The 24,458-nt window shown below is 38.0% G+C and carries 23 protein-coding genes; 1 reads left to right on the top strand and 22 read right to left on the bottom strand.

Annotation, left to right across the window (positions count from 1 at the left end; all coding sequences use genetic code 11):
• Positions 1–5: 5 nt before the first annotated feature.
• The 8 genes from G7Y65_RS02890 to G7Y65_RS02855 all read right to left on the bottom strand — a co-directional run bounded on the left by G7Y65_RS02890 (position 6) and on the right by G7Y65_RS02855 (position 6,992).
• On the bottom strand, positions 6–1,283 hold the full coding sequence (locus tag G7Y65_RS02890) for an ATP-binding cassette domain-containing protein (protein ID WP_150189885.1): 1,278 nt from the start codon (positions 1,281–1,283) through the stop codon (positions 6–8).
• A 15-nt stretch (positions 1,284–1,298) separates the two neighbouring features.
• On the bottom strand, positions 1,299–2,168 hold the full coding sequence (locus tag G7Y65_RS02885; protein ID WP_137600876.1) for a hypothetical protein: 870 nt from the start codon (positions 2,166–2,168) through the stop codon (positions 1,299–1,301).
• Positions 2,161–2,994, bottom strand: coding sequence for a LicD family protein (locus G7Y65_RS02880; RefSeq protein ID WP_165314553.1), 834 nt, complete (start codon positions 2,992–2,994; stop codon positions 2,161–2,163). Before G7Y65_RS02880 ends, G7Y65_RS02885 begins: the two co-directional genes overlap by 8 nt.
• 245 nt (positions 2,995–3,239) lie before the next feature.
• Complete coding sequence (locus tag G7Y65_RS02875; RefSeq protein WP_042494342.1) at positions 3,240–3,575, bottom strand: heavy metal-binding domain-containing protein; 336 nt, start codon at positions 3,573–3,575, stop codon at positions 3,240–3,242.
• 77 nt (positions 3,576–3,652) lie between these two features.
• A complete protein-coding gene (locus tag G7Y65_RS02870; protein ID WP_165314551.1) occupies positions 3,653–5,146 on the bottom strand; it encodes a helix-turn-helix domain-containing protein in 1,494 nt (497 codons plus the stop codon).
• A gap of 172 nt (positions 5,147–5,318) precedes the next feature.
• Complete coding sequence (gene msrB, locus G7Y65_RS02865) at positions 5,319–5,762, bottom strand: peptide-methionine (R)-S-oxide reductase MsrB (RefSeq protein WP_165314550.1); 444 nt, start codon at positions 5,760–5,762, stop codon at positions 5,319–5,321.
• 1 nt (position 5,763) lies between these two features.
• Positions 5,764–6,294 carry a peptide-methionine (S)-S-oxide reductase MsrA gene (gene msrA, locus G7Y65_RS02860; protein WP_042494336.1) on the bottom strand — a complete coding sequence of 177 codons (531 nt, stop codon included), beginning with the start codon at positions 6,292–6,294 and terminating at the stop codon, positions 5,764–5,766.
• A gap of 44 nt (positions 6,295–6,338) precedes the next feature.
• Positions 6,339–6,992, bottom strand: coding sequence for a hypothetical protein (locus G7Y65_RS02855; RefSeq protein ID WP_137600882.1), 654 nt, complete (start codon positions 6,990–6,992; stop codon positions 6,339–6,341).
• A gap of 163 nt (positions 6,993–7,155) precedes the next feature.
• On the opposite strand from G7Y65_RS02855, the gene G7Y65_RS02850 reads away from it, so the two are divergent.
• Entirely contained in the window at positions 7,156–8,394 is a 1,239-nt protein-coding gene (locus tag G7Y65_RS02850) for an aminopeptidase (protein ID WP_165314548.1), read from the top strand.
• Between the two features lie 116 nt (positions 8,395–8,510).
• Here G7Y65_RS02850 and G7Y65_RS02845 read toward each other — a convergent pair whose 3' ends face one another.
• The 14 genes from G7Y65_RS02845 to yfmF form a co-directional block, all read right to left on the bottom strand.
• On the bottom strand, positions 8,511–9,614 hold the full coding sequence (locus G7Y65_RS02845) for a LysM peptidoglycan-binding domain-containing protein (protein WP_165314547.1): 1,104 nt from the start codon (positions 9,612–9,614) through the stop codon (positions 8,511–8,513).
• A gap of 149 nt (positions 9,615–9,763) precedes the next feature.
• Complete coding sequence (locus tag G7Y65_RS02840; RefSeq protein ID WP_240006071.1) at positions 9,764–10,660, bottom strand: RluA family pseudouridine synthase; 897 nt, start codon at positions 10,658–10,660, stop codon at positions 9,764–9,766.
• A gap of 74 nt (positions 10,661–10,734) precedes the next feature.
• Positions 10,735–10,935: a cold-shock protein gene (locus G7Y65_RS02835; RefSeq protein WP_040760279.1), complete on the bottom strand. Its 201-nt coding sequence runs from the start codon at positions 10,933–10,935 to the stop codon at positions 10,735–10,737.
• Between the two features lie 268 nt (positions 10,936–11,203).
• Positions 11,204–11,956 carry a DUF4811 domain-containing protein gene (locus tag G7Y65_RS02830; protein WP_150189889.1) on the bottom strand — a complete coding sequence of 251 codons (753 nt, stop codon included), beginning with the start codon at positions 11,954–11,956 and terminating at the stop codon, positions 11,204–11,206.
• Positions 11,957–11,962: 6 nt separating this feature from the next.
• Positions 11,963–13,510, bottom strand: coding sequence for an MDR family MFS transporter (locus tag G7Y65_RS02825; protein WP_137600886.1), 1,548 nt, complete (start codon positions 13,508–13,510; stop codon positions 11,963–11,965).
• Positions 13,511–13,842: 332 nt separating this feature from the next.
• Complete coding sequence (locus G7Y65_RS02820) at positions 13,843–14,616, bottom strand: LysM peptidoglycan-binding domain-containing protein (protein ID WP_165314546.1); 774 nt, start codon at positions 14,614–14,616, stop codon at positions 13,843–13,845.
• A gap of 385 nt (positions 14,617–15,001) precedes the next feature.
• Positions 15,002–15,946 carry a type I pantothenate kinase gene (gene coaA / locus G7Y65_RS02815; RefSeq protein WP_165314545.1) on the bottom strand — a complete coding sequence of 315 codons (945 nt, stop codon included), beginning with the start codon at positions 15,944–15,946 and terminating at the stop codon, positions 15,002–15,004.
• 5 nt (positions 15,947–15,951) lie between these two features.
• Positions 15,952–18,234, bottom strand: coding sequence for an RNA polymerase recycling motor HelD (gene helD, locus G7Y65_RS02810; protein WP_165314544.1), 2,283 nt, complete (start codon positions 18,232–18,234; stop codon positions 15,952–15,954).
• 209 nt (positions 18,235–18,443) lie between these two features.
• Positions 18,444–19,586 carry a recombinase RecA gene (gene recA, locus G7Y65_RS02805; protein ID WP_042494319.1) on the bottom strand — a complete coding sequence of 381 codons (1,143 nt, stop codon included), beginning with the start codon at positions 19,584–19,586 and terminating at the stop codon, positions 18,444–18,446.
• 75 nt (positions 19,587–19,661) lie between these two features.
• Positions 19,662–20,147 carry a nicotinamide-nucleotide amidohydrolase family protein gene (locus tag G7Y65_RS02800; protein ID WP_052348456.1) on the bottom strand — a complete coding sequence of 162 codons (486 nt, stop codon included), beginning with the start codon at positions 20,145–20,147 and terminating at the stop codon, positions 19,662–19,664.
• A gap of 122 nt (positions 20,148–20,269) precedes the next feature.
• Positions 20,270–20,854 (bottom strand): CDP-diacylglycerol--glycerol-3-phosphate 3-phosphatidyltransferase, encoded by a 585-nt coding sequence (gene pgsA, locus G7Y65_RS02795; RefSeq protein ID WP_042494317.1) that lies wholly within the window; start codon positions 20,852–20,854, stop codon positions 20,270–20,272.
• A gap of 21 nt (positions 20,855–20,875) precedes the next feature.
• On the bottom strand, positions 20,876–21,811 hold the full coding sequence (locus G7Y65_RS02790; protein WP_042494316.1) for a helix-turn-helix domain-containing protein: 936 nt from the start codon (positions 21,809–21,811) through the stop codon (positions 20,876–20,878).
• 61 nt (positions 21,812–21,872) lie between these two features.
• The gene (gene yfmH, locus G7Y65_RS02785; RefSeq protein WP_240006070.1) at positions 21,873–23,162 is read right to left on the bottom strand and encodes an EF-P 5-aminopentanol modification-associated protein YfmH; all 1,290 of its coding nucleotides are present in this window, start codon (positions 23,160–23,162) and stop codon (positions 21,873–21,875) included.
• Positions 23,155–24,417, bottom strand: a complete 1,263-nt coding sequence (gene yfmF, locus G7Y65_RS02780; protein WP_165314542.1) for an EF-P 5-aminopentanol modification-associated protein YfmF — start codon at positions 24,415–24,417, stop codon at positions 23,155–23,157. The genes yfmH and yfmF overlap by 8 nt, the downstream gene beginning before the upstream one ends.
• Positions 24,418–24,458 lie beyond the last annotated feature (41 nt).

Genomic DNA, 24,458 nt, shown 5'->3' with positions numbered 1-24,458 from the left:
AATAACTACCTCTCAACCGGCAAGGTCAATACTTGACCTGGCGTGACGGTTTCATCTGTCAACTGATTGGCTTGCATAATTGCTGCAACAGAAATATTTGCATTTGCTGCAATACTTGCCAATGTTTCACCCTCTTTGACAGTATAACTATTCTGGGTAGCAGTGAGCATGTCTGTTCGTTGGCTATCATCACCATTACGGCCATGACGCTTATCCAATGCCGCTAACTTTGACGGTGCAAAGTTAGTAATTAAATGAGTCGGATGTGCCATAACATTTGCCCATGACATATTTAATAATTGCTTATTCATCAAGCCAACCGTTGCGATAATAAAAATGGTTAAAACAATACGTGTAAACCAGCCCATTTTTTCATTATCTTCCACAAAAGCATGCTGATTTTCTTTTTGTCGCTGCAAAGCCGTAGCTGGATCCGCTAACATTTGTCGATTACGTTCAATTTGCTTTAAATGTTTTAACGTAAACGTTTTTTGTGCTTCTTTATAACGCTTTTGATACGTCAATCGTTCATTTTCAGACAAACGATTAAAATGCTTCAAAAAGCGTTCATATTCTGGCATCACTTCATCAATTGGGCCATCCATCCGAATATCACCATAGTGCATCCAAATGACACGATCTGCCATTTGACGCATTTGGGCCGCCGAATGTGATACGAAGAAAATCGTCTTACCTTCTTCTTTAAAACGCTTCGTCCGTTCCATTGACTTTTGTGTAAAAGTTGGATCACCAACTGACAAAGCCTCATCAATAATGACAATATCTGCATCGGAATAAACTGAAATTGCAAAACCCAACTTCGATTTCATACCAGAAGAATATGACTTCACAGGTTGATCAATAAAATCACCCAATTCAGAAAATTCAATGATGTCATCCATCTTAGCTTCAATTTCTTTTTCCGTCATACCTTGCATCAAAGCTTTTAGACGAATATTTGCACGACCTGTTAACTGTGGTCGCATCCCCGCCCCAATCGCAATAATTGAAGTTGACCCATTAATCGTCATTTGACCACTGGTTGGTTGGGTTAAACCGGCTACCATTTCCAGCAAGGTTGATTTACCAGAACCATTAGTTCCAATAATCCCAATTGTCTCTCCAGCGTGTGCTTCAAAAGAAACCCCTTTGACCGCCCAAAAATTGGGAATACCTTTGCCCCAGAATTTAAAGACAGCTTTTACTTTATCAGATTGTCGTTCAGCTAAATCAAATCGTTTGGTGACATGATTTGCTGCAACGGTTACTTTTTTATCAGCCATTTTTCTAACCTATCTTTATTGTGCTGTGTCTTGCGCTTCAGCAGATTCTGTATCCGTTGATGATGCAGGACCGCTGTCAACAGTGCCATCTGAAGCGCCCGCTGTATTGTCTGAACCATCAGTGTTGCCACCGACATTCCCCCCAGTATTTGGTGTCTCCTCATATGATGGCGTCCAAACTGGTTGATATGATGGTGCTGCTGGTACTGGTGCTTGTTCAACTCCTGTGTCAGGTGTTGTGTTGTCTGGTACTTCTTCTTCACTAGGAACAATTTCTTCCTCGCTACTTGATTCTTCACTAACTTCCTCTGTATCAGGAATAACAGGTTCAGCAACTGACGATTCAACAACCTCTTCACTTGAAGATTCTTCACTGCTTGAAACGGCAACATGTTTATCATGATCTTTTAGGATTGTCATATGTTTAACAACCTTATTTTCACCACGTGTTGCAGTCACTGTGTACTTGCCTGGCATAACAAAAGTCACCAAAATATCTTTTGCCACTTTGTTAGGTTTATAATCCAAATCACGTAATTGCTTATGACTGCTAGTAATTTTAATCGCTGTGTTCTTTGATACATGAATCTTGATTTTTGCTTGTCCATCATCAATCCGAACTTTTTTTGCACTTAAATGGACAAGTTTTGCATCATACATTTGATCAGCACGAATTTGTTTTTGATGATCAATTGCTGCTTGCCGAGCAGCATGTTCTTTATTCATTGAAAAGCCGGCGACTAACGCGACGATAATACCAAATACAAGAAAAAAATGTCCCATTCTTTTTGAACGATCAACTTTTTTTACCCAAGAAAAAATAGTCACAAATAGGCCAAAAATAGCCACAACAACTGCAATGAGTAGTATGTATAAACTAATCATGTACTTCTACTCCTTTATAATAAAAGCGGGCATGCGTTTTACGCTTGCTCTTAGATGGTAAAGCGTGCCAATCACCATACATTTGCGTTAAATAATGTTGACTGGCTGCTGGTATGTATATATTTAAATCTTCAAATTTAGCTTGTTGCCGTTGCTGGTAAACTGCCAAATGAAAATTCTCTTTGGTTTTATTTAATCCCTGCACAATATACAGACTATAAATATCAGATTTATTTTGATACCGTTGATTAGTCTTTTGTGCCAATCGATCCATTTTATTCGCCCACCAAGCGGTTGTATGTCGTTTAGCATACTTAATTAATACCGGTTTTAACCACCAAGCCGGTTCTTGATGCGAAATAGCTAATCTTCGCGTTGAATTACGCATAACATCTAAATACTTCATATGATAATAAGCTTTTTTTTGCCCAAATTTTGTTGGCGGTACAGCATCGATTGGAAAAACATCGACATAAACGCCATTGTTGACGGTTGCCCACTTGCCGTCAGCTTGTGTATATGTATCGCTTATTCTGGCATAACCATACAACCAATTCGTTGTATTTAATGGTGTTAACAATTTATATTGTGAATTATTAGGCTTATATTCACGAATAAACCGCTCATATTCATGCCGTGGTAAGGCCACATCAGCATCATCATCCCAAGGAATAAACCCTTGATGACGAACAGCGCCGAGTGCACTACCACCTGTTAAAACGTAATGATAGTCATGTGTGTCAAAATATGTAACAACATCTTTCAAAATGGCTAACATAATCTTCTGTACAGCAGGTACAGTCAAATAATTTTGTTGTTGCGCCATTTAATTCCCCAATCCTTAAATAAATGCCATATCAATTGGTTGATATGTAATTTCAATTTTTACTTATAATTACCTTAAAAATCTCATAAAATACACTACTAATGTACTAATTTTATATCAAATTGTACACTAGTGCAACTAACCTCCTCATTACAACTAGGTAAAAAATAAAGCTTGTTAACTAGAAAAAAACATCAACCTGATCATTTTAAGCTGACAGATTGATGGTCTTATCATTTATTCAATTAATCGTTAACTTTTTCAATTTTGACAGCAGTTCCATAGGCAGTTACTGAATCACCAATAGTACCTGATGATGAATCAAAACGCATCATAACAACAGCATTTGCCCCTAATTTAGCAGCCGCTGTTTTCAAACGGTCAATCGCTTCGTCACGCGCAGTATCCTGTAATTTGGTGTACCCTTTGATTTCGCCACCAACCAGCGTTTTAACCGATTGTCCAAATGATGAAATAACATTTCTAGAACGAGTTGTTAATCCAAAAACTTCACCAAAAGTTTCGACTGTCTGATATCCAGCAATAGACTCTGTTGTTGTAATTAAAACTTTTTCTGACATAAGTTTTATCCTCCTAATTATCTCATGATGTGCGACATACTTACTATGTCACAAAGCACCGCTAATGAAAACCGCAATTAAACATCCTGGTTAATTCTTAATGATTTTTTATTTTGAAAACGATTTAAGGTGATATCAATGATCAATTGCCGTAATGCTAATCGTTCTGACCATTCAGGAATCGTATACCAAGCAAAGCCCGGCACCTCTTGACTCAAAATAACATTTGATAAGTAAATGTCGGTTTTATCAGTGAATTCATTAGTCACGCTTATATTTAATGATTGCCATTGTTGAACCATCTGCGTTAAATAATCTTCTAGTGCTGGCATATCAATCAAATCAATCGTAATCGTAATAGCTGGTAAGACATCTTTTACCGAAATCGTTTTAATGAAAGCATTCAATAAAGGATTAAACATCGTCCCTAGTAACTGTGAAGTGTCATATTGGAAAACTTGCGCTAGCTTTTGAATGACAATTTTAGTAAATGCTGTATGAATGGGATAACTAGTTGTTTGAAACGCCATATCAGTTGGCAACTGATTATCTTGTGGCGGAAAATAAGTTAACCGAATAAGTAACGGCGTTAACAGCTCAACCATCGCTTGTCGTTGACTTGTTGGCATACTGTATTTGAAGAAATCCTGATATGAATAGGCAATTTGATCAAACAAAGTTGTCACTTTATGTTGATTTTTAGCTGTTAAATTCACAAGATAATCACTAGCATCCCCAATTCCTAATGCATAACAGACCAACACGCCATAACGTAATTCAATATCTAACCCAAGTTGATCATTCTGAAAATACTTCTGTAAATATGGCGCCATTTGATTCAAAAGATTACGGACATTGTCTTGTAGGTCCTTGGTTGGTCGTAATAAATCATCATCCATCGGTTCAATATGATGCCCATTTTGTACACGCGTATACCAAACACCGAATACAATCGCTAAAATACGTTGCATCGTCAATCGTTTAGTCAATAATGGCACCAAATTTTGTTGTACTTGCGTAATCGCCCGATTCGTTGCACTGGAAAAAGGCAATGATTGATCAGCATAAGCCAGATAAATTAATTCAATCATCGCCGTTCTAATTTGTTGCTCATCACCAATCAATTGATAATTATCAGAAATATCAATGCCTTGTTTACGTAGCTCAGTACGCATTGCTTCTTTGGTCATCCGAACAACCGTCGTGCTTGATGAATGTCTAAAAGCAATGGCTTCATTAGAATGAATATCCTCTAAAAAGATATCTAACAACATCTCAAACCGCAATGATTGCCGCAAATAAAAGCCCTTTAATGAAGACGCACTAATTAGTTGTAAATTCGTTAAAGTAACGGTCCGATTTGCATCTGTTACTTTAATAAAAGTTTGCTTGGATTTGGTCATGCTTTGATAATCAATATTGAGTTGTTGAATCGCTTGTAAGATACGATATCGAGACCAATTAACAGCAGTCATTAGATCTTTAATTAAAAAGGTCCTACTATGATGGGTCATTAAATATCGGTGTAACATTAAACGTTCTTCATCTTTTTTTGAAAGTAACCAATTCATTGTGTCCGCTCTCTTTATTTTTAGTCATAGCCCTATGATAAACAGATTATCAGTAATATTTTAACTTAATTTTTATTATTTTTAAAAAACAAAGTTATATACATAAAGCCCACCATCATGTTTGACCATGAAAGTGGGCAGCCACAGTTTATTACAATTTTTAACTAAATAATTATTCTTTATTGAATAATTCAGCGTATTCGCCATATCCCTGTGTTGTTAATTCTGCAACGGGAACGAATCGTAAAGATGCTGAATTAATGCAATAACGGAGACCGCCTTCTGCAATCGGTCCATCTGTAAAGACGTGACCAAGATGAGACTCGGCATCTTGTGATGTTACTTCCGTTCGATACATGCCATGTGATGTATCTAAATGACGTTTAACGGCTTTCTTTTCAATCGGCTTTGTAAAAGATGGCCAGCCACAGCCAGCATCATACTTATCCAACGAACTAAATAAGGGTTCCCCACTAACAATATCAACATAGATCCCGTCATCAAACCATGCATCGTATTCATTATTAAACGGTGTTTCCGTAGCTGCTTTTTGGGTCACAGCATACTGTTCAGGTGTTAATCGTTCACGTAATTCTGCATCAGTTGGTTTTGCCATATTAATTGCGCTCCTTATCTGACCAATATTGTTTTTGATATTTTTTACGTGGCATCATCATCATCATTTCACGTAATGGATTCTTTTTATAAAATTGTTGATGTTCTTCTTCTGCATCATAAAAAGGTTTTGCATCTTCAATCGTTGTAACAATCGGTTTATCAAAGCGTCCAGAAGCAGCTAGTGCTTGTTTAGACGATTCGGCTACTTGGCGTTGTGCCTCATCTTTAACAAAAATCACTGGTCGATACGTCTCACCACGATCTGCGAATTGGCCCATCGCATCAGTTGGGTCTGCTAATTGCCAATATAATGTCACCAGCTCATCATATGAAATAATGTCATCATCAAACCAAATTTTCACTGCTTCAGTATGCCCTGTTATATGGGCAGCCACTTGTTCATAACTTGGATTTTCAACTGTTCCTCCGGTATAACCAGAACGAACTTTATCAATTCCTGGCAATGTTTCGAATGGTTCAACCATACACCAAAAACATCCACCAGCAAAAATTGCTGTTTGCATTGTCATGTCACATACCTCCTATACGTATAGGATACCACTGTCAGCTTAAATTACTTATCTTTATTATCATCTTTTTGGTCATCTTTATGCTCGTCTTGCTTATTATTTTTTTGAGCATCTTGTGCTTGCTTATTAGCCGAATCAGCCGTCGCATTCGCCTTATCTGCTGCTGCGTTAGCATCTGCGACTGCTTTGTTGGCAGAATCTTGCACAGCTTGCACAGAAGCATTCGTATCACTCATCTGTTTTTTCAAATCATTTAAGTCTTTATCTTTTTTATCTAGTGACTTTTCTAACGATGAAACTGATGCTTTATATTTACCAGAATCCTGTTCTGCATTCACAATTCGCTGATTAGTTTTCGCTGCTTTTTTCAACAAAGGAATGCCACCGTTTGTATCAATAGCCCGTTGATACAAACTTTTTGCTGATTCCCAATTTTGTTGTTTGATTGCTTTATCAGCCCGTGCGAGATAATCTAACTGTTCGCTAGCTGTCCGGTTCTCAATTGATACGCGCACCTTGCGTGAAGCTTGATAATGTTGTTTTGCAGTTTGCCAATCTTGGACGGCTACTGCATTGCGCGCCTTGTTTAATTCTCTATTGTAGGTACGGTCATCGCTAAACCACATCATAGCAGCATAACCTGCAATAATAATAATTATCAGCCCAATCACCGAGATGATTATTTTTTTTCGACTCATAATACCCTCCTTTGATAGGTAATTTTAGCATTATATCATGTTTACATTTAACCAACAATTCAATTACATAACAGGATTGACAAGCACAAAACTCATGTAACAGTTTATTCATATGAAAATTTAATGTAAAATGAAATTTATCTTAAAAAACGGAGAAAATATCATGGCAATCAAACATTTCAATCAATTATTAAATAAATATGCTGACCTAATCGCTCAAGTCGGTATCAACGTTAAACCAGGTCAAGATATTATTATCTACGCTGAAATCGATCAAGCTGATTTGGTTCACCGTATTATGTCAGCCGCCTATAAACTTGGTGCTAATCAAGTTATCGTAGAATGGAAAGATACCATTTTACAACGCGAATTCTTAAAGCATGCCGATCAAGCAACGCTTTCAAATATGCCAGTTTGGTTCTCAGTACGTGCAGAATCATTAATGGCCAACCATACTTCTCGTATTTCAATCGTTTCTAGCGATCCTGATGGTTTTAGCGACGTCCCTAGTGACCGTGTGTCACTTTACGAGCAAGCCTATCAACGTGCCAACAGTGCTGTTCGTCAAGCAACCATGAATAATGATGTCTCATGGTTAGTTGTCGCTGCTGCTGGCAAAGAATGGGCGCAAAAAGTTTTTGCTGACTTATCTGCTGACGATGCAACCGCCAAGCTATGGCAAGAAATTTTTAACATTAACCGCATTAGTTTAGAAAATGATGTCGTTGCCGATTGGCAAGCACACATTAATACCCTCAATAAAAAAGCTGATTGGCTAAATAAACAAAACTTTAAAGCGTTACACTATCACTCTGCTAAAACTGATTTAACAATTGGCTTAGCAGAAGACCATGTTTGGGAAGCTGCTGAATCATTTAATAAAGCTGGTAATCGTTTTGTCCCAAACATGCCTACTGAGGAAGTATTCACTTCACCCGACTATCGTCACATCACAGGTACAGTGCAATCAACTAAGCCTCTTTCATACGCTGGTGTCTTAATTACTGATATTAAACTCACGTTTGAAGATGGTCATGTTATCGCAGCAGATGCTACTAACGGACTAGAAACGCTACAACAGTTAATTAAAACTGATGCTGGTGCTGCCTCACTTGGAGAAGTATCACTTGTGCCACATGACTCGCCTATTTCAAATTCAAATATTGTTTTTTACACAACACTAATTGATGAAAACGCCTCTGATCATTTGGCCCTAGGTGCAGCATACCCTTCAAATATTAAAAACGGTACACAAATGTCCGTTGCTGAACGACAAGCAAAAGGACAAAACGATTCATTGGTTCACGTTGACTTTATGATTGGATCATCAGACATGGCTATTGATGGCATTAGCCAAGATGGTCATCTTGTCCCTGTTTTCCGTAATGGAAACTGGGCATAACCAAATAATCAAGTAAAAAGCAGCAAGTCACCCATTTTTTACACGGTGTAACTTGCTGCTTTTTCTAGGTGACACACTGATCGTCCACCTTATTTATTTATATTTATTATAGCTGTTTATCTTGAAACACCAACAATGACATTACCAACTTGGGCAAAACCAAAGTGCGTTGAACCAGCACGCATTTCCCAGTCACGATGACCAGTACCACTAGCAGTTGTCATGTTCGTTTCATTGTACCAAGCATCTACAACAGATGATCCTGAACCAAATCCAATTGAAATAACTTCATTAGGATTGCTCCAGTGCTCATTTGGAATAGCACCGCCAGCATTGGCAATTTGTTGTGCCCGTGCTTGCGCTTGTGCTGCCAAATCTGATGACCATTCTGTCGTCATACCACTACGCATAGACTTCAAAGCGTTAAATGTTGAATCATCAACATTACCTGCAGTTGTAGCTGAGGCTGAAGTTTGTGAAGATTGCGCTTGTTGTGCAGTTGCAGCTGATTGACTAGCAGCTGCGCTGGCATTGGCTGCGGCAGCATCATTAGCAACTGAAGCTGATTGTGCTGATTGTGCTGCTGCATTAGCCTTGGCAGTTTCTGCAATTGCTTGTGACTCAGCTGCTTTGGCAGCAGCTTCACTGGCAGCCGTAGCATTTGATTCAGCTGCTGCCATTGAGGCTGCTTGTGCTTGCGAAGCTGCAACACTAGCAGCGTAAGCTTGTGAGGCAGCTGCTTGTGAAGCGGCCGCTTGACTTTGAGCAGCTTGCGAAGCCGCAACAGCTTCATCGGCTGCTGCTTGTGAGGCTGCAATTTCATCAGCAGAAGGCGTTACTTCATAGGCCGTTTGAGTTGGTTGTTGATTAACAGATGATGCTGCAACAGGAGACACGGTATTTGAGCCGTTAAAGTGTTGACCAGCAACAATCAAGTCAGGATTAACAATACCATTAACAGCAGCAAAGTTATCAACAGTGTTGTTGGTAGCCATTGCTAGGGCCCAAACAGTATCACCTAATTGCACTTGATAATTGTTGACACCACCATTGTTTGTCACTTGTGATGCAACTTGATCAACAGTGTTAGCTTGCCATACATTTGCAGAAGCAGACTCATTACTACTTATAAAAGCAACTCCTGCTGCAGTTGTTGCGACAGCAACTGCGGCCCATTGCTTTCCTGCTTTATACATTTTTTTGTGTGACTTAGTTTCCATTGATGAAGTTTCCCCTTTAATCATTTAACACTTTCACGTGCCTTTAATTTCATTAGTTTTTATAACGTTCTTTAATAATAACAAATATTCTTAACAAAATCATTACAATTCAAAGGAAAAATTTTACATTTCTTAATAATTAAGTATCATTACTTAACATTTACTGGAAAACTAGCTGGTAACGGAGCGCCAATTGATTTTACCTGTGTGGTGAATGGTATTGGTATTTGCACTGCTGCCGAATGTAATAATAAGCCATCTGGATAGTCGGTTTGCATATTATATAAATCATCCCCCACCAACGGATGGCCAATCGCTGCCATATGTAAGCGAATTTGATGTGTCCGTCCGGTTTCCAATACCAATCGCACTAGTGTTTGTTGATAAACAGTTTTTATTTTTGTCCAATGGGTTATGGCTTGTTTTGCATGTTCCCCATTAACTTGACGCAATCGCTTATTGGTTGGATGATCACCAATTGGCAAAGTAATCGTACCTTGATGCTCATCCAAAACACCATTTACCCAAGCAAGATAAGTGCGCTTAATAGTTTTATCATGTAACTTTTGATTCAACATCGGTACAATGTACGGTACTTTAGCAATAATTAGCGCACCAGTTGTTTGACTGTCTAGACGATGAACCATGTAAGCTTTTTTATTTTGACGGCTTAAATAAGCTTGTGCAAAATTCATCATTGTCCCATCTTCACCAGGAGAATTGGGATGAGATTTAACGCCCTTTTGTTTATTAACAACCATGAAGTCATCATTTTCAAATAACACTGCCAATGTTTGACTGTCATCTGGTAGATAGTGCGAATCTGGCGTTATAAAATCATGCGCCAACCAAGTCATTTGCAGGTTATCACCAGGATTTAAAATCGTTGAAGTTGGCTGGTAATATCCGTTTAAACGAAGTCGTTTTTCCATACGAAAATTGCCACGTACCCGTCGTGGTACTTGCCAACGTATTAATTGGTCTTTAAGTGAAATTGGTGGTTGGTTAGCTGGCAACACAATTGTTTTTGTCCATGATGTCATCATGATTACCTCCAAAAAAACAAATAAAAAAGCCTGAGAGAAAACTCTCAGACTTTTTTGGTTAAAGCTCGCTAATATTACAACTTTGAAACGTTAGCTGCTTGCAAACCACGGTCACCTTGTTGTACTTCAAATGATACAGCTTGACCTTCTTCTAATGACTTGAAGCCATCAGTTTGGATTGCTGAGAAGTGTACGAATACATCATCACCTGATTCGCGTGAGATAAAACCGTAACCTTTGTCTGCGTTAAACCACTTTACTGTTCCTTGTTCCATGTCTGAAACCTCCTGGCATCTTGCCATAAAAATTTAATAATCCAAAACGAAGATGCCCTTATTTCATAGAAACATAAAACAAAATCTTTCAAACTATATTCTTAGTATAACACGTGTTCGAAACTAATGATACTGGTTTTTATAATATATATATATTTATCAGCAAAATATGGCTATAATCACAAAAAAACATTCATCAACGTCTAACAGTTCCCTGTTAATCAATTGATAAATGTTTCATTGTACACGTATACGTGTACGTACACATTTACTTTAACATTTGCTTCATAGCATTAGCTGTCATTTCAGCCGTTACTTGTTGTGTATAATCAGCAACGTCATTGGCATTAGCTTTAGGGTTAGCTTTTAAATAGGTAGCAACCTTTGCCTGTACACCTTCACGCATTTGCGTTTGTTGTGCTGCCATAGCTGTTTTATCTTGCGCTGCTGCTTGTTGCTTAGCAGTTAATTGCTTTGCTTGTTTAGCAGACAAAACAACCCATGTCTTTTCTGGTACTGTCACAGTTGCAGTTTGCTTAACAAGTGAATGACCTTCACCACCAAAGCCTAGCATTAGCTTAAAGAAATCATTGCGCCATTCCCAGCGCGTTGTCACTGTTTTAACAGTAGCTTTATCAACATCAGCTGTTTTATAGCTTGCACGTTTAAGCACTGCCTCAGTCATATTTTTCTTATCTGGTACAAAGTGTGGCTTAGCTTTTTTATCTTCACGATCAGCATAGACCATGACATAATTATCTGCCTTTGTACCAAGTTGTTGCGTAATCAACATACCAGCTGGTGACTTTGAACCACCCGCTGAATAAATCGTTTTCTCAGACGATGTTGTGACTTGCTTCATACCGTAATGAGAATTCATGTTGGCTGTTAAAAATAGTATCGTGACCACTAGTAGTCCAAATGAAATCAAACCAGCTACAAGACGTGTTGTGCGATTATCAATATTCATCCATGACACATAAGTCAATATTGAAAGTATGATCAAAACAATAATTATCATTGTAGCCTAGTCCTCCTTTTCATCTTTAATTGCAACACCATTAGTCATACCATATGGTACCACCTTACCCTTGCGGATAAAGAATACCAAGATAAGTCCAACAATAGCAAACGCAAATCCAATTGCAAATGAAACGCGGAAGCCCTTCATTGAAGCATCCAACATATCTGCCCCATATTGTAATGGATTAGTTGTTTGTAATGCCTTACTTGGTTGACTATTTGTCATAATATTTTGTGTCACTGATGTTAGCAATGCCACAACAACTGACGAAGCCACTTGACGGGCCGTATTGTTTGAAGCAGTTGCATGAGCTGCTTCATTAGGTGGCAAAACTGACATTGACATTGTTGTTAATGGCATCATGGCCATAGCAACACCAAACATACGAAGTGCATACAATGTTGTAATAAAGGCACCTGGTGTACTTGTTGTAATAAACATAAATGGTAATGTTCCCAAAGCTAGGATTGCAAAACCAATAATTGATAGACGCTTAGCACCGATACGATCATATGCACGACCAGCAATTGGCGCCATAATTCCCATCAACAAAGCTCCTGGCAACAATACTAATCCTGAGTTTAGTGTTGACATACCATGAACATTTTGTAGATAAGTTGGTAGCATCATTTGGACACCCATCATCGCCATCATTGTCATCATAACTGCAAGCGTCGTTAACGAGAACTGCTTGTTCTTGAAGACCCGAACGTCCATGAAAGGTACTGGCATCTTAAGTTGACGCCAAATGAATAGTAGAATGATAATCAAACCAGCAAGAATTGGTGAAACAACTGTCTTGATATCGCCCCAACCATCTGTTGATACGTTGGTAAATCCCCAAATGAAGACACCAAATCCAACAACAGAAAGGATAAATGATAGGACATCTAACTTCATTTTCTTAGTTGACAAAACATTCTTAACGAAGAAGAATGACAAAATAAATGCAATTACCACAACAATCAATGGCAAAATAAAGATAGTTCGCCATGAATCAGAAATTGTCAATCCTAATAAAACATGATCCTTTTCTAGAATCCAACCAGATAAACTAGGCCCAATAGCTGGCGCTAATCCAATAACAATACCATTAAGTCCCATGGCAGCACCACGTTCTTCAATTGGATAAATGTTAATCATAACGACCTGCATCAAAGGCATTGTAATACCAACTGCAATCGCTGTAATGATACGTCCTAATAGGAAGACCCACCACGAATTTGATTCAGCTGGTGAAAATGCTGTTAACGCCATTCCTAGTGTTAACAAAGCGTATGAAATAATATAAAGCGTTCTTGTATTAATACGCGTTGATAAGAAGGCTGATACCGGCATCATCACCCCGTTCGCTAGCAAGAACCAAGTTGTTGCTTGTTGGGCCGTTGAAAATGAAATATCAAAATCATGCATTAGGGTTGGAATAGCCGTCCCCAATGACGTTTGCATTAGCACACCTGCGAATGTACCAATCAACAATACAGCAACCATAGCTGTACGATTGAATGGCTTACCATTCATATCAAGCGTTGTTTGTTTATTTTGCGCCATTTTTTTCCTCCATTTTTTTATCTATAATCACAAGATATAATTCTAAAACTCATTTATCTTTTTATCAAGGGGTTTTGTTAAGTAATTTAACAAAGTTTGTGATTTTAAACACAAAATAATTTGCTATTAATTTTTTATTATTTTACCAGCTAAGAAACAAACAATAATGCAAGTAATAAAACCACTTACAAAAAATAGTGCCCTTAACCCACATTTTTGTGTTCCATTTCACAATTTAATCAAATTATTATTTAATTTTTTATTAAACCGCATAAAAAAAAGATTGAGATTCAAATATCTCAATCTTTTTTGTTCATTATAAATAATAAAGTTTACCACCAACCGTTAGCAGCACGGAATGCAGTTGCGTTTTGGATTGAACCATAACGTGAGTTTGCATAATTTACCATACCTGCAGTTTGTGAAGAAACAGAACCAGAACCCCAGCCTTCTTTAGTTTGGCCAAGTCCACGATAACCATTTGGTGAAACCGCATTAGGATTTCCGCCTGATTCAGGGACTACAACAGCGTTCCACAAAGCTTCAGTTCCACCGGCAGCTAAGAATTGTGCCTTCGTTGAACCGCCAGCAGCTGGTGCAGCTTGTTGTGCTGGTGCTGCTTGTTGCGTTGGAGCAGCTTGTTGTGCTGGTGCTGCAGTTTGAACAGCAGCTGGTGTTGCTTGTTGTGTTGCTTCACTAGCAGCAGCCTTTTGTGCAGCGGCTTGTGATGCAGCAGCAGAACTTGCTGCGGCAGCTGATGATGCGGCAGCAGCTTCACTGGCAGCAGCTGATGATGCAGCTTGTGACATTGCTAATGAAGCAGCTTCACTGGCAGTATCATCGGCTGATGATGCAACGTCAGCTGCATCTAAATCTTGTCCATCAGGTACTTCAATTTTTTGATCAACAAAGATCATATCTGCATCTTTTAAGTTGTTTGACTTAATCAAGTCATCAACTGTCATGTTAAATTTATCAGCAAGTTGTGATAATGTATCACCTTGCTTAACTGTATATGTTGAAGCGGCATCTACAATTGATGATCCAGCAACGAAAACTGACGCAACTCCGGCAACTGCTAAGGCTGTTTGTTTAACTTTACTCATAAACTTAATATTAACTCCTATATTGGAAACAAATTTTTTTATTTATGCTTATCCATAAACCCGTGACTCTCAGGCTTATTTCACTTTTGGATGTCATTCATCCAACAACATGTATTAGTTTACCAATATCAGCCTTTTAAATATTACGATTATATTAAATGAGATTGCATTGTTCGTTTATTACGATTTTTAAAAGTAACATTTTCGTAATATATCACAACAAAACTTATTAAATAGGGGTTTAAACGACTATCATGCACTTATTTAACTGGTTAACGATTAACCGATTTTCATAAATTTAGAACATAATAAAGGCCGAAAACCTTTAAGTTTTCGGCCTTTATTATTTTTTGTTACATTAGTGTCATTTTGAAAAGTAATGATTTTAAAATTTTCGTAGCCAAATCGTATCAATTTGATGGTTGGCTTGTTTATGCAATACCAAGTCGGCCCGTTCACGAGTAGGTAAAATATATTCATTTAAGTTTGGTAAATTAACTTCTTGCCATACTTTTGTTGCAGCAGCAACAGCTTCAGTTGTTGGTAACTTTGTATACGCTGCAAAAAAGTTATTATCATCTCCTACTGCTACTGCAGATGCCAGCAATGCTTTAAAACGATCAATATACCATTCTTCAATCAAATCTGTATCAGCATCCACATAGATTGATAAATCAAAAAAATCTGAAATATACACAGGCGTCTCAGATGATGCCTGTAAAGTATTAATCCCTTCAATAATAAAAATATCTGGATTTTCAAAAATATCATATTCACCAATCAAAACATCAGATTGATCGTGTGAATATTCTGGCGATTTTACTTTTGACTTACCCTCTTTTAAATCATTCATAAATGATAACAATGCCGTCATATTATAAGATTCCGGAAATCCTTTACGATCAAAAATACCTTTTTCTTGCAACGTTTCATTTGCCAATAAAAAACCATCCGTCGTTGTTAACGCAATTTGTTTCTTTGGAAAAGCAACTTGTAATAAGTATTGTAACAAACGTGCCGTGGTCGATTTTCCAACAGCAACAGAACCAGCGATGCCAATAATAAAAGGTCCTGGTGCTGCTGGACGCCCTAGAAAACCAGCTCGTTCATTAATATCACGATGATATTGATCATAGCGCAACTTAATATAACTCACTAATGGTCCATAAATATCAAAAACATCATCTACTGCTATCTGATCATTATAAGCCTTGATGTTTTGTAATATTTGGGGGGTCATTTGCAAACTGTCAGGCGCAACATATTTACTTGCCAATTGTTGCCAGTCTTTTTTATTAAAAACAGCAAAGTTTAAAGGTGCTGTTACCATGGCGATTACCTCTTCTCGTATAAGTCATCTGCCACACCAGCCAATAATGGTGTGAGTTTTTCTACTGCAAAGACTGTTAACTGATGCATTGCACGTGATGCAATCGTATAGACCAACTGACGTTCATCATCACCATGGTAAACATTGGCCGATGCATCCCACATAATGACTGCATCAAATTCCAATCCCTTTGCTAAGTATGCTGGTACGATAATTGTTCCTGATACTAAGCGCTGGTTTTCGGTTCTAATCACAGTAACATCTACTTGATTACGTAAAGCTTCATAAGCAATTTTTGCATCGTCCAATGTTTTTGTAATGATTGCCGTTGTTTCTTTTGCAGCGACATTAGCAGCTAATTGTTGTACCGTACCTGCAACCATATCATCAACCGAGTCAACAACTGATACAACCGGTAAATCACCTTCACGTTCAAAAGCATCAATTTGCGCACCATGCAACAAAATATCCTTAGAGAAGTTCGTTATTTGCTGCGTTGAACGGTATGTTTGGGTTAGCTCGATATACTCTGATTTTTTAGGATCAAATAATTGGCCTAATTCATCTTGCAAACTAACTGCATTTTCTTTGGTAAAAATGGCTTGATTCAAATCGCCTAACATTGTAAAACGTGCCTTTGGAAAACTGAATTTTAAAAAGGCTAATTGGAATGGCGTATAATCTTGAATTTCATCAATAAAGACAAAGCGAATTTCACGTTCACCTCGGCTTCCCTTTATTAAATCAAACAGCATCATATAAGGTGTCATATCTGCCATTGGCAAAGCACCTTGCCGCATTTTATCAACGGTTTGCTTAATACTTGTTTGCCAATCTTCGTTTGTGATTTGATAGGCTGACATATCGATGAAATTAGGCATTGACTTCAAAAAGTGTACAAACTGTTCATTAATATTAATGAAATGATTTCGGTTAACACCACGAATAATTGGCGTAAATGACTTCATCACGATTTGCTTAGCAATGAACTTATATTCCGCTTCATCTGATTCAAATTCACGTGGATTATCACGTAACATCGTATCGTATTGCTCTTTACTTAGATTTTGTACTTCGGCTTCGACCCAATCAGCATGTACTTCATTACCAGCTTTACCTTGTAAAATATTCATCAACTGCTCTTTAGTTGCTTGTAGTCGATTACCTAAATTATAGTTTTCATTAAATGAATAGTAAATTTCAGCAATACGCTTTTTACTAATTAGCTCTTTACCTCTAAATTTAATTGCCCGTAGCTTAATATGTTGCTTATTGAGCTTTTTTGCATAGCGTTGCATGGCCTCAAAGTAAACGCTGGTTCCCTTTAGGTCAATAATATTCTTCTCAACGCCAGCTGGTTGTGATTCGAAGCGTTCTTGTAGTGTTTCTAATTGCAACTTTGGTAAACGGCGTGATGCATATTGATAAAATGTCATTTGCACCATATTTTGTTCCCCTAGTTCAGGCAACACTTGATCAATATAATCATTAAATAATTGATTTGGTGAAAATAAAACAACTTGTCCTGATGTTAGGTGACCACGGTAACGGTACAATAAGTACGCCACTCGTTGCAAGACAGCTGATGTTTTTCCAGAACCAGCTGCACCCTGCACAAATAACAAATCTGCTGCCGTGTTACGGATAATTTTGTTTTGTTCTTTTTGAATCGTTGTAACGATTGACTTCATTTTTGTCGTTGATTCGCCAGAAACGGCATTTAATAGCATTTGATCACCGACTGCTTCATCCGTATCAAAAATGGTTACAATCGTACCATCTTCAATTTGGAATTGACGCTTTAATGAAACCTCTGCATCCTGTTTGCCATCTGGTGTTTCATAAGTCACATGACCTAATCCGCCATCGTAATAAATAGAAGAAATTGGTGCACGCCAGTCGTAAATCAAAAAGTTATCAGGTCCATCAGAAAATGATGCCAGACCAATATAAATTTGATCCACTTTCTCTGTTCCTTTTTCTTGTACATCAATCCGCGCAAAATAAGGACGTTCTTGTAGCCGATCTAAAACAACTGCTTGGTGCTCAGCTGAATTCATTGCTAGTTCACGTTCTTGTAGCATTTGCTGTTGTTGACGTACCGACATCGCTGTTTCAAATAAACTACCATACGTTGATGATTTGAAACGAACATCTTTCCAGCCAGCGTCAACATCCGCTTTTTTAGTAGCGGCGCTTGCCTGTTGCAATTGATTTTCCGCTTTAGCATCCTGGATTTTTTCCAATACAAGATCTAAGCGTTTTTGTTCTGCCTCATACGGCGTCATGGCAACTTCCCCCAATAAAATTAGTGATTCTATGTTACACCACTTTCGGCTGATTAGCCAGTTATTTATCAAATCATCATGTGATACATAGTAACTTAAAGTTAGTTATAACAATAAAAAACCGCAATCTACTGAATATATATCAATAAATTACGGGTCTTTAAGATTAAGCTAAGCACTTAGCCTATCTCAATGTGTTTTTATACAAATTAGTTTTCTTCAATTTCCAAGGGTGTGTCATCTTCTTCGGTTTGTGCAGCATCAGGTGCATCCGCTGAACCATCTTGACTACCAATGTATGCTAAACGTACTTTGTCGTAAACCTCATCATAAATAGCTTTATGCTCAGGTTCTTCTAACCAACGAATAACATTGACTTTTCCTTGACCAATCTTTTCACCTTGGTATGAGAACCATGAACCAGATTTAATAATGATATCTTTATCCGCAGCTAAGTCAATCATTTCACCCGTCTTTGAAATTCCTTTACCGAAGAGAATCTCAACTTCAACTTCACGGAATGGGGCTGCTACTTTGTTCTTGACAACTTTAATACGTGTTAGATTACCAACTGACTTAACATTATCACCATCAGCTTTAGTTGCATCAATACCACCCTTACGACGAACATCTAAACGAACTGATGAATAGAATTTCAAGGCACGTCCACCTGGTGTTGTTTCAGGATTACCAAACATGACCCCAATTTTTTCACGTAATTGATTAATAAAGATTGTTGTTGTGCCAGTCTTTAGGATAGCACCTGACATCTTACGCAATGCTTGTGACATCATACGCGCCTGTAATCCCACTGATGAGTCCCCTATTTCACCATCAATTTCAGCCTTAGGTGTCAAAGCAGCAACAGAATCGACAACAATCATATCAATGGCTCCTGACGCAATCAAAGCATCTGCAATCGCCAATCCTTGTTCACCAGTGTCAGGTTGTGATAGTAGTAACTCATCAACATCCACACCTAGCGCCTTAGCATAAGTGACATCCATTGCGTTTTCCGCATCAATATAGGCAACAATACCACCGTTCTTTTGCGCTTCCGCCACTGCATGGAGTGCCAAAGTTGTCTTACCAGATGATTCAGGTCCATATATTTCAACAATACGTCCCTTAGGATAACCACCAATGCCTAAAGCAACATCTAACTTCAATGAACCAGTCGGTGTTGATTCAACCTTAGTAAACTTGCTGTCACCAAGCTTCATAACTGAGCCTTTACCAAAAGATTTTTCAATTTTCTTTAGGGCATCATCTAATGCATTTTGACGCTCCTTTGGATCAGTAATTTTACCCTCTAATTTTTTGTTTGGATTAATATTTTTCCCTGTCGCCATGTATCTAGGCCTCCGTTTGTTAGTTTTAACTTAACGCATTTATAGTATAAACTAATCGACGCGTTTTTTCAATATTTAACCGTTCATTGGCATTATTTGTGTTAATAATGTTGCTAACCAATCAAATCCTGCGGCAACGCTTGCTTCGCGTACCGTTTGTCGATCACCTTGGAAAGTATATTTTTGTGCCAATGTTACCCCCGTTGGCGTTGCAATGCCAATGTAGACGGTTCCTGCCGGATGATTTTCTAAAGCATCAGGTCCAGCCACACCTGTAAAACTGATGGCCCAATCTGTATGCAATTTAGCTTTAGCACCCGCTGCCATAGCTTTGGCGACCTGACTAGAAACAACGCCATAGGTATCAATCATCGTTTTGGGAACATCAACTAACTGTGTTTTTGCAGCGGATGCATAAGTTACAAAAGCACCTGGTAACACAGCTGAAATCCCGCTTACTTGTGCTAAAGTAGCTGCAAATAACCCTGCCGTAAGCGATTCTGCTGACGTAATTGTTTGACGTTTTGCGATTAATGTTTGACCAACTAATTGCTGTTGCATACTCAATCTCCTTTCTACCAAATAAAGAAGCGTCACGTGGTAAAAATGTCTTTTATTAGTATAGAACAAAAATGAGGTTAAGACGAACAAAAGCCTTAACCTCAATATTATTTTAAAAATTGTTACTTAAATCCATCTGAGAAAACTTCACGGTTCTTGTAGAAGTAATCAATTCCTGAATAGATAGTTGCAATCAAAGCAATCCACATCATGATCATTGCAAACGGTACATTAAATGCCGCAAAAATCATATCATGCAACAAGAAGAAAGAAATTGAAATCATCTGAGACATCGTTTTAATCTTACCAGGCATCGCAGCTGCCATCACCTTACCGTTATTTTCAACGATTAATGTTCGTAGGCCAGTAATTGCTAATTCACGAATGACGATAATAGCAACCATCCAAGCTGGTACCCAACCTAATGCCACAAAGTAAATCAATGCTGTCATAACCAACAACTTGTCAGCCAAAGGATCAGCAAATTTACCAAAGTTCGTTACTAAATGATACTTACGCGCAATCTTACCATCAGCCAGGTCAGTTAATGAAGCACCAATAAAGATAATAGCGCCAATTAAATGTGTCACTGGCAACGTTGCACCAGCAAATGTTAACGTTCCCCAATCAAGAGGCAAAGACAATAACAACATAAACACTGGAATCAAGATAATTCGAAATACAGTAAGTTTATTAGGTAAATTCATTTTTTATTTACTCCTATGTTTTTAGCGTGTAAAGCTCATGCCCAAACGCCATACACTGGCGTTTTGTGATTGCAAATCAACTTTTTGATTGTTCAATGATACTTCGGTTGCCAAAGCGTTACCAATGGATACAACGACACCAGTTGCAGTTTGTGGAATCTCAACTTCTTGCGTATCGTTATTTTCAACTGTACCGTTCCAAAGAACTTTACCAGTTGCATCGCTAACTTGCATCCATGATGATCCATCAACAGCCTTTAATTGCATTTTGACGGCCTTATCCGGTACCTTAACAGAACCATAGTTAACAGCAGCACCATTAACTTCTCCATTACCTAAGTCAACTTTATCTGCTTTAGCAGCCTTCTTTTCAGATGATGACTTTGCGGCAGACGTTTTTGATGAACTAGCATCAGATTTAACAGAACTTGCTGTCGTCTTTGACGTTTTTGATGAGGACTTTTCAACGACCTTTGACGTTGTAACGGAAACCGTCGACTGCTCTTTAGATTCTTCTTTAGCGGATCCAGCAAATGAAGATACCACTGCCCAAATAATTGCAATAATCGCAACGACCACAACACCAATAATGATTTTAGGCATCATATTACGTGTCTTATCGGCAACCGTTTCTTCAGGTTGGTGCATCCCCGTACGTGTCACGTTATCAGCATCAACACGCGCTGCACTTAAATCAGGCTCTGCAGGTGTTTCTGCTTCATTTTCATATTTTTTCATAAAAGCAACTGCATCTAATCCCACAGCTGCTGCATATTGTCGTACAAATGCACGCTCGTAAAAAGCACCTGGTAGTTGATCAAATTGATCACTCTCAATCGCTGCTAAATAACGTTTTTGAATTTTTGTTGATTGTTGAATATCATCTAGTGATAAACCTTTATCAAGACGAGCCTGTTGGAGCTCTTGTCCAATGGTGGTGTTGCGTTCCTCATTCATAAATATTTCACCCTAACTTTTTAAATTTAGCATAATAAATATAATTGCATTCTTATTCATTCTAACATAATTCTGTCATGTCCGAACGAATGATTATACTTGCGATAGAACTAGTTGGTATCACTTTTAAAATCGCTAACATTTCAGGAAAATCCAAAGCTTGCAATGTTGTAATTTCATCTTGTAACGTTGCTTCGTCAAACGTTCGTCCTTCAAAGCGCATTGCAATCTCTTCAAGCTCATTTAATTTATTAATTAACCGACTTAACATGCCATTTTTTACTAATTCAAAACTATTTTGTAACTTATCAACCTCAGCAACTAAATGCGTTAACACAGCCGAAACCTTTTCAACTACCTCTTGTGGTTCAGCCGTTTCTGCAACGATTGCCACATAAGCAAATTGACGTTCTGCATCAAATTCAGCACTGAAATTATCATCAATTAAGCCATCATTATACCATGTCGTATAAGTTGGTGAAAAATCGCCAAAAACCAAATCAATTGCTAAACTACCAACCATTGCTATTTTTAATATATCACGCCGTGCTAGTGTGTCAAAATCCAGTTCCCAACGTTGTCCCAAAACAACCTTATTACGTGCTACTGGTAATGATACCTCTAACGTATTCGTTGGGATAGGTTGTAATTCAGGCGTTATTTTTGTTACCATTTGCTGACTTTTACGCTGCCCAGCTGGTGTTTGTTTAATAAATGCTAACATTTTTTGTTCATCAAAAGCGCCTGTTATCACAACATCCATATCTTGGGGTTGATAAAAAGCCTCAAACGCAAGATTTAGTTGTTCAGGTGTAATTTGGTGAACAGATGCAGCAGTTCCTGCAATATCCACTCCCAACGGATCATTTGGGTAGAGACGACTTAAAATCATGCGATAAACGCGTGAATTGATATCATCTTCATACATATCAACCTCTTGCGTAATAATCTCTTGTTCCCGTTGGACTGACGGTAAATCAAAATAAGGTTCTTGTGTAAACGTTAATAATTCTTGTAACGGTGCCCAATTATCAACGCCGGTTGAAACATAGTAACTTGTACGCGAGTGCGTTGTAAATGCATTGGCCATTGCCCCAAGTTCACTCAATCGTGTAAATGCATCATGATCTGGTTGTGCAAATAACCGATGTTCAACAAAATGAGCAATACCAGCCGGCTGCGTCACCAGTTGTCCATTTTGTACAAATGAACTATCACGTGCCCCGTAATCAACCCCTACTACACCAACAATTTGATGGAATTCTGGCCGCGGTAATAAATGCACACGCAACCCATTATCTAACGTTATATGATGTTCAGTTGGTAAAAAATTATCTGTTTTATTACTCATTTGGTGTCCCTCCAACCATCTCATAGTGTAGCTGCCATGTTGCTTTTTGTGCAAAATCACGAATTTGCGTTGCAGTTACAGCATCAATACAACGCAAATAATCATCATCGCTTACGATATGTTGCAGTACCTGCTGATTATATACTCGGTCAGCTAAATATAATGGTTGGTCTAGTGTCATTTTATAAGTATTTTTAATTAACTGTTTGGCAATCGTTAATTCTTCATCGGGTACTAGAGCTTGTTGTAGTCGTTGTAATTCTTCATTAACTTTTTCAACAGTCAGACTCAAATTAGCTTGGTCCACCCCAGCTTCTACTAATAATAAATCAGTATAAGGATTATAATCTGACGAAATACCATAAACAAGGCCTGATTTTTCACGTACATTTAATAACAAACGTGAATTAGCTAAGCTACCAAAAATACCATTAAAGACGGTTGCGATAAAGTATTCGCTATCTGCCGCAGGCAATGCATATCCTAACACAAGGCGTGCCTGCACCACATCATCAACCCGTTTAATTTGTTTCACTTGTGGTAGCAAATCTTGATGATAATATGCTGATAACATCTTATCACGTGCCGTAAAATGCAGTCTTTGTGCTAACTGCATGACTTGTGCTTGATCAACATCTCCTACCACCACGATATCAATACGATCTTTGACAACACTGTCTTGCCAAACTTGCCAAGCTGTTTGGCAAGTCACATTTGCCAATCCTTGTGCACTACCAAATGCTGGCGTTGCTTGAACGCTCGTTCCATAATAAGCATTTAAAGCTTGGCGCAAAGCGTAGAATGGTTTATCTTCTTTTAACCCTGCAATTTCATCTAAAGCAACTTCTTTTTGTCGATCAAACATAACTGGCGTAAAGCCTTCATCAAAATTGCCCATTGGCGCGTTAATTACTTCATTCAAAAAATCAAAACCTTCACTTAATAACGATTTGCCAGTGGTCACAAAGCTATCATGTACTAAGTTAAGCTGTAATCTCACTGTATGTAGTTGGCCAATTTTAAATACCTCAACACCAAATGCAGCCCCCATCATTTCATTTAAGACCTGCGTTAATTTGGTTTGTGAATCATATTTTTTAGAGGCCGTTTCAAGCATGTCGCCTGCAAGCACTCGTTCATTTAATGTCTTTTTATTTAATTGTTGCGTAAAATTGACTGCGATGTGGGTTGTTGCAAATTGTTGTGTGGGTAACACATGTACAAACACCCCTTTTTGAATTTCTTTTGTAAACACAAAGGTACCTACTCTAATGAAAACACCTTATTTGTATTTTC

The sequence above is a fragment of the Weissella sagaensis genome (genome assembly GCF_010306265.1).
Taxonomy (GTDB): domain Bacteria; phylum Bacillota; class Bacilli; order Lactobacillales; family Lactobacillaceae; genus Weissella; species Weissella sagaensis.
This window is presented reverse-complemented; position numbering and strand designations above follow the sequence as displayed.